We start from the raw sequence: 14,046 nt of genomic DNA on the forward strand, positions 1-14,046 counted from the left end.
ATGTCAGCTACATAAAAATCAGTTTATTTCCTTTTTTTAATTTTGCTTTAATCCAAATTATATGAAACATTTTTTAGTACAAAATTTTTCTATTTTTAATTTGTACGATATGTTCCTTTTCCATTCTTTTAAAAGATCTTATCACGGTTTCTACACATAAGCCTGTAAGATTAGCCATCTGTTGTCTAGTTAACGGGATGGAAAAAGAGAATTGATCCTTATTACTATGAAAACTTTTAAGATAATCCATTAACCCTGTAAGTCTAACAATAGGATTAAGAGAAGATATGTTCTGCATCATTATGTATTTATAATAAAGCCGATGCGATAAAAAGCTGTTTATTTCTATATATAAGTCAGGAGATTTTTTCAATAAATTAAAAAAAAGGGTTTTAGGAAGTCTTATTACACTACATTGTGTCAGTGCTTCCGCATTCATGGGATAAGGCTTATCAATAAAAAGAATGGACTCTCCACAACATTGTCCATCAGAAAGAATATTTTGAATGAACTCTCTTCCTTCTTCATTATAATTATTAAGTTTTACGTCTCCTTCTATAATTTGAAAATAAAACTGAGGTAAGTCCCCTTCACTAAATATAAATTCAGAAGGACCATACTGCCTTATCTCCGCTCCTATATTGTATAATATACTTTCGCTAATTACCATAATGATAGTTTTTAATGTTTAATGTCAAACAAAAAATCACAAAAGATCTTAGGAAAAATATTGGTTTTTAATAGGTGCAATAATTACACCGCCTTTAGTGAATAAAATGTTAAACTTAGTTAATTAACAATCTGAATTACAATAAATTGCACCTTTATTATAAACAAAAAAAAGAGTATTCGCCATTTGTCGCAAATACTCTTTTTATCAGAAACAACTTATAAACTGAAAGTTAAACTACTTGTTTTTATAGAATCTTTTTTTGAAGATATTGTAGGTGTAGCAGTTGCACCCGTTGTAGTACCGGCACTATTCCTTGGGGAATTACAGTGGCCATGTTATATGATTTCATAGGAGCTTTTCCTATAGTATCTGATGTAACAACAGTATCTACACTATTATTCATTTAATTTTTCTTTTTCCAACTAATGAAGAGTAAGCCAGAAAAGGTATAGTGTTAGAACGATTTTCATAATATTTTATTTGATGATACATAGTTCATGAAATACTAAAATAATACAATCATATTATTATATTAATGAATATTTCATATCTATATTTCAAAATTATAGAGAAAAAAATCAAAATTTCATGATTTGAGTCATAAATATTCTCCTTTTAAAGAGTAACTTTATAAAGCATCGTTTATTCCATTAGGCATAAATCAGTAGAATATTTTTCTATTTTTAATTAATAAGATATTGTTCTTTTCCATACGCTTAATTGTTCTTATTGTAGTTTCAACCCTAAGCCCGGTAAGAGAAGCTAACTGCTGTCTTGTTAATGGTACTTCAAAAGAAAAATCATATTGCTTTTCTTGAAAACTCTTAAGATAATCCATCACGCCCTTTAATCTTTCCTCAGGATTTTCTGAAGAATTTTTTTGAAGCATAATATATTTATAATAAAGCCTATCAGATAATCCTTTACACAACGCGAGATATAAATCGGGGTTCTGTTCAAGCATACCAAAAAAATCACTCCTTTTCAATCTTAAAATACTTAATGGAGATACAGCAATGGCATTCATTGGACACAACTTATCTCCAAAAAGCAATGATTCCCCAACGCTCTGTCCTTGAGATAAAATATTTTGAATGAATTCTTTTCCATCCATGTTATAATTATTCAGTTTAACTTCTCCCTTTACTATTTGATAATAATAGAGGGGTTTATCATCTTCAAAAAAAACACTTTCACCAACGTTGTATTTCCTTAACTCCGCACCTGCTGAGTACAAATAATTCTCTTCAATAACCATAATATTTTTCTTAGTGTTTAATAAGTTTTAATAATCATCTTAACAAAAAATTTATAGCTGGATAAAATATGCACTCCAATCCCTGACCATTAGGTCAAGCTAATAATACTATTAATAGATTTAATTTTGATGTATGGTCCAAAGGTATATCCTAATATTTCAGTTCTTTATGATCCACATCATAATGGGAGAACGAATAGAATTCTATAAAGATTTAGAATTTCAGGCCTTTACCATAAATTTAAACATGAAAATGATACAATTATATATATTGTGATTTGCATCATAAAAATTCATTGTTTTATAATTTATGTTTGATATAGCTTAATAACCTTATCGTAAATGATCATTTGTTACTTCAATCTTTTATTACTGTTATAAACATCAGAAAATACAGAAGGTTGGTCATAAGAATACTGAATCTTCATTTTTATTTAAATAGATCTGATACTTTCAGTTTAATAAAACAGGGTTATAAAGTTTACATAACAATAAACAACATGATTATGGTTCCCCAAGGCAGATTACTTATTATTGGAGATAGACAGTTTAACCACAGTAGCGATAAAATTGACAACAAAAATTACAATTTCCCCTCCCGGGAAATTCTAGATTTGCTGTCAAAAATTAAAACTGACCGTATTGAAATTATCACCCCTGTATGTTTCCCTGAAAGCTTCATAGAAGATTGTAGCAATATCTTATATGAAATGGGCTATACTAATTTTGATTTTTTACCTATTAATAATGGATTAACAGATGAAAAATATTTACAAAGATTTTCAGATGCCCAAACCATATTCTTTATTGGGGACCAAACCAAAACCTATAATATCCTGAAGAGTTCTGGAATTATCAAGGTATTATATAGAAAATATATTTTTGAAGACACTTTTACTGTTGCCGGAATGAGTTTAGGTGCTATGTGCATTCCTGGAATTATGATCCATGAAAACATAAATAATAATTTTGAATTGATTCCTGGGTTGGGTTTCCTTAATAATTGTATCGTTGATACGCAATTTGTCCACAAAACAAGATTCAAAAAACTGGTCCACACCATAATTCAAAATAGGGATTTTTTAGGTTTGGGCTTAGGTGAAAATACTGCATTAATGATTGAGAAAGGATGCTTGGCATCTTGCAGAGGCACTGGTACAGTAATGATGATCAATGCCAAAAATGTAATACCTGATTCCAATTTAAGCAATGACAAATCAATTTTTCTAAAGAATCTTAAAGGTCGTATTCTAGTTGAGGGATGTACTATTAATTTAAATAGTGGTGAGGTAGCATAGTCAAACATTTAATATTAACCATATCTTCTATTAAGAAGATCAAAAAAACATTCAGTTATGATTCCAAAAGGAAAATTATTAATTATAGGAGGTCAAGAGGATAGAAATGGTACGGAAGTTAAAATGAAGGATACTAACCGGGAATTTTCACCTCATGAAATTTTAAAACTTTTAGTTCAATCTAAAGAAGACCGTATTGAGGTCGTTACAACCGCAAGTTCTGAACCGGAAGACATGAGGAAAATATATCAAAAAACATTTGATGAAATAGGTTATACTAATTTTGATTTCTTACATATATGTGATGAACAATTACATACTGATTATCATTTAAAACGGATTTCAGATGCAAAAACGGTTTTCTTTACCGGTGGAGACCAGAATAGAATATGTGAAGAACTAAAAAATTCCGCACTAAATGATCTGTTAATAGACAGATATCACGATGACGAAAATTTTATGATTGCAGGAACAAGTGCAGGTGCTATGTGTATGCCGGAAATCATCATATCAGATGCTGAAAATGGTGAGGCTATGGTAGATCATGATATCCAGCTAGGTTCAGGCTTAGGATTTATCAATAATTGTATTATTGATACCCATTTTGTGCATAGGGGAAGATTCGGCAGACTAGCCCACGCCGCCATATTGCATCAGCATCATTGGGGAATCGGATTAGGTGAAGATACAGCTTTACTTATTGAAAATGGAAGCAAAGCGACATGCAAAGGCTCAGGAATGGTGGTTATCATCAGTGCAAAAAACATACTCCAGACCAATATTGACTTTGTGCAAAAAGGAGATCCTGTATATGCTGAAAACTTAAAAGTTCATTTGTTAACTGATAATTGCTGTATAAACTTAAATGATGGTAAAATAAAAAGGGTTAAATAATTTGTCTTAATAAAAAATAAAGAAAGCAATTGAATTTAACAGCTATCTTGTATAATTCCCATCTTTAGAGATGGGAATATTTCCTTTAGAAACAGCCCAACGTTCAAACAATAAAGGCCTGATGCTCCCTAGCACAATGCCACTAACAGGAGTATATCACTATAAGCCGAATCGTTTTAATAAAAAATTTTACCTTTAATTATCTTAAGAATCCCTTCTTTTTCCAAGTGCTTAACATTTCTGACCACCGTTTCAACCCTTAAGCCAGTTAAAGAGGCAATTTGTTGTCTGGTATAAGGTACTTCACATGAATATTGTTGTTGTTGTTGTTGTTGTTGTTGTTCTTTCAAATCATTCAATACAGTTAATATTCTACCAGTAGGATTATTAAATATCAGATTATTCATTTTATATCTGTATCGCATCTTTTCAGCTGTATATTGATAAAGTTGAAATAAAATATCAGGATGGGTTTTTAGTAACTTATGAAATGCAGTACGCTCTAATTCGAAAACTATAGAATCTTCCACTACCATTGCATTAACTAAATAGGGGTATTCAGAAAATAAAAACGTTTCACCTATACTATCACCTTTTGAAAGTAAGTTATGAATAAACTCCCGACCTTCTTTGTGATGGTTTATTAATTTAACACTACCATTTTTGATTTGAAAATAATAAAGGGGTATCGTATTTTCTGTAAATAGAACTTCATTCTTTTTATATTTTACTTTTTTCGCTCCAAACTTTATGAGCATATCTTCTTTGATGAGCATAATTTATTTTTTACTGCCAGCACAGAAAGCAACACTGACAAATTAATGCTAAGAATAAAATGACACTATATTCAAAATTAGGATAAAAGTTCCTTCTCTGTTATGATTGTAATCATATGTAAACATACTGAGCTTTATTATTTTTAATCATTAACAAATCATTAAAATAAAATTATGGCAACTACAACAAAAAAACCGACTAAGCCGACAGCGACAAAAAGTAAAACAACAGTAGCTTTCGCAAAAAAGGTTCCTGCAAAAAAAGATGCGGCAAAGGAATTAAAAGATTTATTTGAAGATGGGCTGAAAGACATTTACTGGGCTGAAAAGGCATTAACCAAAGCATTACCTAAAATGCAAAAGAATGCTACTGATACTAAATTAAAAGCAGCAATAGGAGCTCACTTAGCTGAAACCATAAATCATGTAAAAAGATTGGAAGATTGCTTTGCCGCTTTAGGCAAAAAGGCACAAGCTAAAAAATGTGATGCAATGCAGGGATTACTTGATGAGGGTAAAAGTATTATGGAGGAAACCAAACCGGGTCCGGTTCGTGACGCTGGTATTATTGCAGCTTCCCAAAAAGTGGAACATTATGAAATAGCAACGTATGGTACATTAGCTGCGTTTGCTAAAGTTCTAAATCAAAACAAATGCCTTAAAGAGCTATTAAAAACTCTGCAAGAAGAAAAAAATTGTGATGAGCTTCTTACCAGTATCGCAGATACTGCTCTGAATACCAAAGCAATGAATTAAAAACAATAAAACTCCCCAATACATAATTGAGGGAATTTTATATTGTTCTTGTAAAAAAAACAAAAGCCCGTGTGCTTAAAGCTTTATTTAGCAAGTAATCATTCTAAGATTAACATTTAATTATAATTGATAAAATATTATAATAAGTTTTCAATAAAAAAAACAGCTAAAATGAAACAAAAAACATTATATATTAGTTAAAGACATTCCTTAGGTTTCCTCAAAATTTAATAATATGTTACATTTAATTAATAAATAATGAATTATATGTCATTTAATTAAATATAACACTCAATAGTGAAAATATTTCATTAAAAAAACATTTCAAACTGAGAATTTTATCTCAACAAAGAAACTCGGCATACGTATGCCGAGCTTCTCTAATCAAATCGGTATGAAAACTTTAATCATTGCACGTGATTTTGCAGTAGCTGTTAATAATAAATATTTTATTTTTGGAACTATTTTAAGAAATATCAGATAATTGTAAAGATTAAAGATCACTTATTAAAAGAATCGTTACTCAGCGGATGGATATGCCTGAAAAGCCTTCGGGAAAAAATAAAACTCATTTTTGATTGAGTCTCATGGTTATAGTTTGATCCCCGGCTTTGGCCGGGGATTTTTCATAAGAAAGAAGCCCTTCTAACCAGAAAGACTCGGAGAGATAATAACATAGTTTTTATAAATTCTCAAGTAAAGTTTTCCAAACAACAGGAAGCGATAGACTAATAAACTAATGAAAAATACTGGAGCAAAGTTTATAATCCAAATTTATAAAATAAAATCTATTGTTTCCTATTTAAAATCCACCAAGAAAGCTCTGGAAATAACGAATTCTTCGATTCAAAAGGCTGATAATCCCTTAGCAATGCAACACTATTCATTTGTCAGTTAAGCTTTTAATATATTCTGTATATACTTTATCACTGTTACATTTAAAAATGATTTATGTATAATTTTTTAAGTATCCCAATCCATATTGTAGAAAATAAAAGTGTCATGCAGGTGATTCCTAGACCAGCTTTATAAAGCTCAAAGCCAATAATACCACCCTTATAAGCAATTGTCAGAGCCAAAATGCCAAACTCCCCAGTTTGTGATAATAAAGCACCACCATACCAACTGCTTTTCCAATCAAATTTTAAAAGGCGGAAAATGATAGCAGATATGAGACTGTTGCTTAACAAAACAAAGATTGTTCCTAGAAAAATAATCTGGAAATGTTCGAAGAAATAAGCTAAATCGAGCTGTAGACCAATGGAAACAAAAAATAATGTTACAAAAAATACCTTAAAATAAGTAAGAGAATGTTCAAGCCAATTAAATATTTTAAATCTCCCTACAATTATACCAGCTACAAAACTACCCAATGCGCTGCTTAGACCTACAACTTCAGCTAACAAACCAAATCCCAAGCAGATAAGCAGTCCCATAAAAAGCTGCAAATCATGATCATTTTCTACGATTTTAAAAAGCTTTGGAAGCCTTATCTCCTGTACATTTCTAATCCTTTTTAAAAGAAAATAAATGGAAATACACATTACTATAGGTAAGATAAAGTTCAACAAAGTAAATTGTTCACCACTCCAGACTCTTAATAATGTTAAAACCGGAGCAAGAAGAATATCCTGCAATAACAATACATTAAATATTGTACTCCCAAAAGTAGTATTTAGAATATCATGTTTCCTAAGTAGTTCACTGACCACTGCTGTACTATTGAAGAAGAACAGTATACTTATTAAAGCAATGCTTCTGAAATTCAGATCAAGCAAATATCCTGTTAGTAAAGCAAAGCCACAGCCTAAAAGTATTTTCATACTTTGAGCTATAACGGGCTTAACGATCATATAACGTTTATTAGGGATCTTAATCTCCAAACCCAAAAAAAACATTAAAAATAGGATACCTAGGTGTCCGATAATCTCAATTTCTTTGGTTTTAGAGAAAATACCTGTGACGTACGGCCCCAATATTACACCAGCAATAATGTACGCAATCAAATAGGGTTGATGAAACCTTTTAAGTATAAACCCTAGAATTAATATAGTAAGACATAAAATACAAATAGACCATAACAGCTCATTCATATCCCTGAATAAAAATATAGTTTAACTAATGAATCAATATCACAGAACCCTCAACCTAGAATAATTCTTAAATCCAGATAGTCAGGGCAGTTTTTTTCTTATAAAGTAAAATACAGAAAGATTATAAAAAGAAGACCATTTTTGATGGTCTTCTTTTAACTCTTGTGAAAATCCAAATAATCTTAAGATATCTGAATCAATTTGGGTGGTTTTTGCTTAGCTTCTTCTTTTTTAGGAATCGTAAGCAAAAGTAGTCCGTTTTCATATTTTGCATTGATATTATCCTGGTCAACAACATCCTTTGGAAGCTCAAAACTTCTTTGGAATGATAAATAACTAAACTCCCTACGGGTAAAGCTATCGTCCTGCATTTCGCTGCTATTCTGCTTAGAAGAAGAGATTGTCAAGAGATTACCATCTAACATTACTTCAAAATCATTCTTTTCCATACCAGGTGCAGCGACTTGCACCTCGTAGGCATCTCCGTTTTCCCTGATATTAACTGAAGGAACTGTGGTACTTGTTGATGAATAATTGTTGTTTCCCCAGTTAAAAAGTTCACGATTAAAAAAATCATCGAAAAGACTTGGAAGGGCTGAATAGCCATTCAAATTTTTTTTAATAAGATTCATAATAATGTTTTTTAAAGTTAAACAATCATTTTATAATAATCAGCCGGCCGACTGCCTTTAAAAACCAACAAAAAAAATACCACGTCAAACAAACTGTAATTATTGCAGAAAAACTGTCAAAATTTCAGCTTTTCTAACCTATTATTAAAAAAAATATTTAAAAAGTAATATTTACTTCATCATCAGAGAAATTTTCGTAATTCAAATAAAAGAATATCTTCTGAAGAATCATTCGTCAAAGCTTTGTATAAATCGTCAATAATTTGAATAATTTTGGTACTAACATTCTTAGTTTGAACAGTACGCAAATAATACTGAAACTTTCAGAAATTGTGAAATTTTGGCAGTCCGATTTTAAGTTTAGGCCGGGAAATTTCAATGCTTAACTCTACTATTCTTCCATCAAAAGACATAGTGAATAGCAGAAATAAAAGGAAGAGTGTTTAAATCAAAAGCATCCCAGACAACAGGGAAGCTAAATAAAAAACTTGGAAACCGATGAAATATGCTGATAATCATTACTAACAAATTTAATATTGAGAATTTAAAAATATTTATGATTCGAATCATATTTATAATCTTCCTTATTTTAATTCTATGCAATTTTTTACATCATTTGTGTTTTCAGTCTTCCATCAAAGAAGGTTTCTATTTTACATTCTTGGATTTTTTCCTCAATCTTTATTTTGATGAAAAAAACCAATCTATTTACTATTTTATTGCCACGATCTGACACTGATTAATATAAAATGTTTATTATCGTTAATGGTGAAAAAACAAAAAATCCGGTCATGAAAACATTAGATATATTGAGTTCATAAATCTTGCTTAAAACCACTTTAACTCATCTAAAATGCATATATTTGGGTTTATTATTCTTGATATTTCCATAAGAATTTACCGAATAAACTATGTAAAGCAACATCGAGCTTATAATTAGCTGGAGCGTTCCTAAATATAAAATTAATGCAACAAATCATAGACGAAAAACAAGTCCCGATACCCTCTTTTTCTGAAGCAGTAAAATTTTGGTTCATCCTGGGATGGATAAGCTTTGGGGGGACAACCGGCCATATTACGATAATGCATTCATTTTTAGTGGATAAAAAAAAATGGATCAGCAATAGCAAATTCTATCACGCGCTTAATGCCTGCATGATCCTACCAGGGCCGGAAGCTCATCAGCTAGCCATTTACATAGGCTGGAAACTCCATGGTATAAAAGGCGGTATTATAGCCAGCTTATTTTTCATACTGCCGTCCATGTTCATACTGCTTGGACTGAGTTTAACATATGCGCTTTACGGAAATACACCCTTGCTGGCTGCAGTCTTCAAAGGATTAAAGCCTGCTGTTCTGGCTATAATTTTGTTTGCTCCCTGGAAAGTAAGCCAGAAATCACTGTTAACAACTTTCCATTTCTTTATTGCCGCAATGGCTTTTTTACTGTCTTATTTCGCTCATGTTCCAATGCCCTTTCTCTTAGTGGGGATTATTATCTTAGGCATTGTGGTTTACCTTATTTTTCCAAAGTTCTTGATTCCAAATTCACGAAATAAAGAAAACAATAAGCTGGATGTGGAAAACGAATATTTTATAAATTCTAATCAAGCTACCCAAAAAATATCTGCAAAGAGAATCACTAAGCAGCTGTTGGTTTTTACAGTCTTATGGCTAATCCCTTTTTTATATGTTTCTAATTTTCTGATTGATCCGACGTTTTGGCAAGACTCATCTCTTTTATTTACAAAAGCGGCTTTCTTAACCATTGGCGGATCCTATACCGTGATACCCTATGTTGCTAACCTGGTAACAAATAAATTGATGTGGATGAGTAAAGCCCAGATGATAGATGGTTTTGCCTTAGCTGAAACGACACCAGGGCCGTTGGTCATAGTATTATCCTACATTGGATTCATGACTGGCTATAATCATTTTGGGGGCTCTTTGGTGATGGGGTCAATAGGATTATTCATCGCCTCTTATTTTACTTTTTTACCCAACTTTATTCTAATCTTTATTGGAGCGCCTTTGATAGAAAAAACGCAGGAAAATAAAATGATCAAAAGCGTATTATCTTTAATTACGGCAGCAGTGGTCGGTGTTATCCTCAACTTAGCTTTTTATCTGGGTGAAGAAATTTTATTTAACGGCCATGCGACTGGTTTAACCACCTTAAATTGGACGTCATTTCTTTGGGTCATTATCTCATTGGTCCTGCTGCACAAACTAAAACTCAATATGATTTACTTAGTGCTGATCAGTTTATTGTTTGGTTTATTCACAGTAAATAGCTTTTGGAATTTTTAAGGCCATATAAAAAGCCACTGCAAAAGCAATGGCTTTATAACCTGAATGAGTATGAGCTTAATAGCTAAATGAGATTTCTATTTGAATTTATTATTCATAAATCTACCACCTCTTAGTACTATATTATTTTTTCACCGCTGCCCTTGCCTTTTCAGACTCCATTAAATGGTGTTCCAAAGTGGGCAGGGTTTTGCTCGCAAATGATTTCAAGGAAGCCTCTTTTCCGTCAGAAGATTCTTTTTTGAATTCTGCTATATCTTTTTTATGATCCTCAACCATAAGATCACTATACGCTTGGTCAAATTCAACTCCCTTTTTTGCTTTCAGATCGTCATATTTCTTCTGTTTTTCAGTATCCAATGCGGTAGGCAGGTTGTACCCTTTTGCTGATGCCCATTTCGTGAGTTCCTCATTGACACTCCTGTGATCTTTGACCATCATTTCTCCTAATGATTTAATACTTTTATTAGATGCATTAGTAGATGCAAGCTCTCCCATCATAACTTCCATCAGCCCGCCCCGTGCTGCTCCATCTGCAAATTTCTTGTCCTGGTCACTTAGAGAATTTGCTGCACTGTTGGCACTCGATACTGCAGTAGAATCACTACTTATTAATGCAGAATCCCCATCAGTTTTTGCAGAATCAACAGGAAATGCAGTAGCAGTACTGTCAGTGGAATAGTTATCAGTCTTTGTTTCTTGTTTTTTGCATGCCGCTATTGCAATGGTTGCCAAAAGGGCTAAAATTGAATTTTTCATAATATAATGTAAATGGTTTAATGTAAAATTGAGATCAGGATAAAATACACAAGAGCATATTAAACGAAGATTAATGAGCCCCATTATAAAATCCTAATGTTAGATATAGGACAAATAAGAACGATAAAAGCAAATGATCAGAAATGACAGAATGGCTGTCAAATTGAATTCTCCAGCAGTTTTTTATAACTCACATCTTGTCATCCTAAGCTTTAGTTAATTATTATTCGACTTTTAAAGTATCACTTTTTATTTTGAAATCATTCTTTTTTTTAGCCTCATCCTCCTGTAAATCACAAGGCATACATGAGCTAAAACTCAATAAGCATAATGCTAATAAAACTGTTGTTTTCATACTAATATATTTATGGGTTACTTTTGTCCAATCAACTAAATATTGGCCTTACCATCTTTAACCGACATAAGAAGACCTAAAATAATTAACTCATTAATCTTATATATTCGCTTTCAAAAACAGTCTATATTTTAAATCTTTAGACTGTACTATTAGTTCGATTTAAAATTATCCATTTGTTTTACATAACTTTTATGATCCCAATCATAAAAAAAACACAAACGTCTTTTCTACATTTGGAATATAAACTTTGCCCAACATTTTTCATTAGTTTATTAGTCTATCGCTTCCCATTCCTGGGAAGCTTTATGTGAAGAACTTTTTAGACATTATACATTTTACAGTTCCAGGAGCCTTTCGATTTTGAAAGGCTCCTTATTATATTCGGAGTTCTATGTGACTCACCATCTTTTAAATATCATTGGTTTCAGATAATGACCTAAAAATATCAATTAATATGACTATAATCATAAAAGCATTAAAAACACCATTATTAAATTTGAACCGAAAAATTTGTCCACATTATTTCATCTGATTATTAATTTATTTGCTTCCTTTTCAAGGAAGCTTTTGTTTGAAAATTCTTATAATTCTTATTATTATCTCCAGGAGTCTTTCACGATTGAAAGGCTCCTTTATTATTATAAACAACAATGCGATACAGAGGTACTGGCTTTACCTGACTTGTGACAGTATATTAAAACAGACGAAATTCATCACGGTTCAACTACATGGATACCAACATACCAGCAGTTAATAGTATGGATATTTCTGAGTGATTATAAGCACTCCTGCTACAAGGATGATCCTATAAATTTTAGTACGATTTACTAAAACTATCTCTAATCAATTGATGCACATCAGAAAGCTTGTAATATAACTTTCCACTTATCGTATAATATGGTAATTTTTTATCCGATCGGTAACGCTGTAGTGATCTGGAACTAATTTTCAATAGCTGTAAAACATCCTGATTGTCGAGTAGCTGCTCTCCATCAATACTGTTTAAATCGTTTTTATTTTCTTTTATTTTCTCACTGAGCAGATCAAACCTTGTCATAATCCTCTCCATCCATGCAATAAATTCTATTTTATCAATATTCATGATATTTGGTTTTTAATAACTCTGACAAAGTTTAAAAAACACCGTGAAACTTTTTCGGTAGCTCATCGGTAGTACCGAACGATTATTACAGATTTTCTTTTAATGTTAAATTAAAAAGGCAACTTATAAGACCATAAAAAAATAATGAAAATCCATCCTCTCACTCTTCAATGAATGCTTTATTAAGGTTCTCTGTAAGAAGCTGTAAAAATTTGGTCGTGTTATATTTTCTGCTCTTAATTTCGCCAACAGTCTTGTAGAAATTTCCTAAATCAATATCAAATGCTTTTTCAGCCCATCTTACCATTTCACTAAAGTCGATATTCCCACCGTTAAGGCATTGGGTTAAGTGCAGCGCATACATCAGTTCTATTAATGAAACCTTAGAAGAGGTCCAGGATATCTTGAATTTCTTATCAGCGATAGGGGGATTGCTGATACCATTAATAGCTTCCAAGAGGTAAGCTTCCAAAATTTCATAGCCCAGTAATACCGAGACTTTATGATCATGAGAAGTCGTGAAATCTTCATCAAAATCGTAAAGACTTGTGGGCAGATTCATTTTCAGATCAAATGATTTTCTTGTAAAATATTTATGATCCAGATATGTAGCGTTTCTGCGATAGTAGTTATAAAGCTCACTGTTCTCAGCATAGTATCGTTTTAGTCTGTGAAGTTCGCCTGTATAATACTTCTTAAGAACTTTTTCACTCCCTGAGGGTTTCAGGCTTTCGATTCTGATTTGATTGGAGTAGAAAATATACCTGGAGATAAAAAATGGCTTTACATCTTTAAAAAAGTATACCTCATCGGCAATACTCTCAAATGTAGTACCTTTAACCAACTTTTTAACACTCCTGATGGCCTCATCAATTTTCAAAAGAGCCGTCTCTCCGGAACTGATAAGATCACCCGTATTTTCAGGAATCAATTCCAGTTCCTTCTCTAAATCTTCCTGTAGTTTTGCAATTTTTCTAAAAAATGTTTTCATTGCCATGTCCTTTTTCTAGAAAATTACGAAGATTTGAATTTATGGAACTCAAAGACAATATCTATAAAATGTCAAATTCTAACCTTAAATTTCAGCTTGCCTATTTACTTTCCCCCATATTCTCAATGTAAATCGTCAGCAAAAAG

Annotated in this window: 13 protein-coding genes; 4 read left to right on the top strand and 9 right to left on the bottom strand. The window is 31.7% G+C overall.

Going from position 1 to position 14,046, the window contains the following annotated elements; genetic code table 11:
- Positions 1–73 precede the first annotated feature (73 nt).
- Together J7E44_RS04920 and J7E44_RS04925 are read right to left on the bottom strand one after the other, a co-directional pair.
- Positions 74–670: a Crp/Fnr family transcriptional regulator gene (locus J7E44_RS04920; protein WP_214826137.1), complete on the bottom strand. Its 597-nt coding sequence runs from the start codon at positions 668–670 to the stop codon at positions 74–76.
- Positions 671–1,334: 664 nt separating this feature from the next.
- Positions 1,335–1,931 (bottom strand): Crp/Fnr family transcriptional regulator, encoded by a 597-nt coding sequence (locus tag J7E44_RS04925; RefSeq protein ID WP_214826139.1) that lies wholly within the window; start codon positions 1,929–1,931, stop codon positions 1,335–1,337.
- Between the two features lie 506 nt (positions 1,932–2,437).
- On the opposite strand from J7E44_RS04925, the gene J7E44_RS04930 reads away from it, so the two are divergent.
- Together J7E44_RS04930 and J7E44_RS04935 are read left to right on the top strand one after the other, a co-directional pair.
- Positions 2,438–3,229: a cyanophycinase gene (locus J7E44_RS04930; protein ID WP_214826141.1), complete on the top strand. Its 792-nt coding sequence runs from the start codon at positions 2,438–2,440 to the stop codon at positions 3,227–3,229.
- 57 nt (positions 3,230–3,286) lie between these two features.
- Positions 3,287–4,123 carry a cyanophycinase gene (locus J7E44_RS04935; RefSeq protein WP_214826143.1) on the top strand — a complete coding sequence of 279 codons (837 nt, stop codon included), beginning with the start codon at positions 3,287–3,289 and terminating at the stop codon, positions 4,121–4,123.
- A 176-nt stretch (positions 4,124–4,299) separates the two neighbouring features.
- Here J7E44_RS04935 and J7E44_RS04940 read toward each other — a convergent pair whose 3' ends face one another.
- Complete coding sequence (locus J7E44_RS04940) at positions 4,300–4,899, bottom strand: Crp/Fnr family transcriptional regulator (protein ID WP_214826145.1); 600 nt, start codon at positions 4,897–4,899, stop codon at positions 4,300–4,302.
- A gap of 174 nt (positions 4,900–5,073) precedes the next feature.
- Here J7E44_RS04940 and J7E44_RS04945 point away from each other — a divergent pair, with 174 nt between their 5' ends.
- Positions 5,074–5,655, top strand: coding sequence for a YciE/YciF ferroxidase family protein (locus J7E44_RS04945; RefSeq protein ID WP_214826147.1), 582 nt, complete (start codon positions 5,074–5,076; stop codon positions 5,653–5,655).
- 938 nt (positions 5,656–6,593) lie between these two features.
- Here J7E44_RS04945 and J7E44_RS04950 read toward each other — a convergent pair.
- Both J7E44_RS04950 and J7E44_RS04955 read right to left on the bottom strand, forming a co-directional pair.
- Positions 6,594–7,748, bottom strand: coding sequence for a cation:proton antiporter domain-containing protein (locus J7E44_RS04950; protein ID WP_214826149.1), 1,155 nt, complete (start codon positions 7,746–7,748; stop codon positions 6,594–6,596).
- Positions 7,749–7,930: 182 nt separating this feature from the next.
- Positions 7,931–8,380, bottom strand: coding sequence for an Hsp20/alpha crystallin family protein (locus tag J7E44_RS04955; RefSeq protein ID WP_214826151.1), 450 nt, complete (start codon positions 8,378–8,380; stop codon positions 7,931–7,933).
- 966 nt (positions 8,381–9,346) lie between these two features.
- Here J7E44_RS04955 and chrA point away from each other — a divergent pair.
- The gene (gene chrA, locus J7E44_RS04960) at positions 9,347–10,690 is read left to right on the top strand and encodes a chromate efflux transporter (protein WP_214826153.1); all 1,344 of its coding nucleotides are present in this window, start codon (positions 9,347–9,349) and stop codon (positions 10,688–10,690) included.
- Between the two features lie 123 nt (positions 10,691–10,813).
- On the opposite strand, the gene J7E44_RS04965 is transcribed toward chrA, so the two are convergent.
- The 4 genes from J7E44_RS04965 to J7E44_RS04975 all read right to left on the bottom strand — a co-directional run bounded on the left by J7E44_RS04965 (position 10,814) and on the right by J7E44_RS04975 (position 13,900).
- A complete protein-coding gene (locus tag J7E44_RS04965; RefSeq protein WP_214826155.1) occupies positions 10,814–11,449 on the bottom strand; it encodes a DUF4142 domain-containing protein in 636 nt (211 codons plus the stop codon).
- Between the two features lie 223 nt (positions 11,450–11,672).
- Positions 11,673–11,804, bottom strand: coding sequence for a hypothetical protein (locus J7E44_RS24070; RefSeq protein ID WP_285439700.1), 132 nt, complete (start codon positions 11,802–11,804; stop codon positions 11,673–11,675).
- An 817-nt stretch (positions 11,805–12,621) separates the two neighbouring features.
- On the bottom strand, positions 12,622–12,909 hold the full coding sequence (locus J7E44_RS04970) for a helix-turn-helix domain-containing protein (RefSeq protein ID WP_214826157.1): 288 nt from the start codon (positions 12,907–12,909) through the stop codon (positions 12,622–12,624).
- A 160-nt stretch (positions 12,910–13,069) separates the two neighbouring features.
- Positions 13,070–13,900, bottom strand: coding sequence for an RteC domain-containing protein (locus J7E44_RS04975; protein ID WP_214826159.1), 831 nt, complete (start codon positions 13,898–13,900; stop codon positions 13,070–13,072).
- Positions 13,901–14,046: the final 146 nt, after the last annotated feature.

The sequence above is a fragment of the Chryseobacterium sp. ISL-6 genome, assembly GCF_018613715.1.
In the GTDB taxonomy this organism is placed as follows: domain Bacteria; phylum Bacteroidota; class Bacteroidia; order Flavobacteriales; family Weeksellaceae; genus Chryseobacterium; species Chryseobacterium paludis.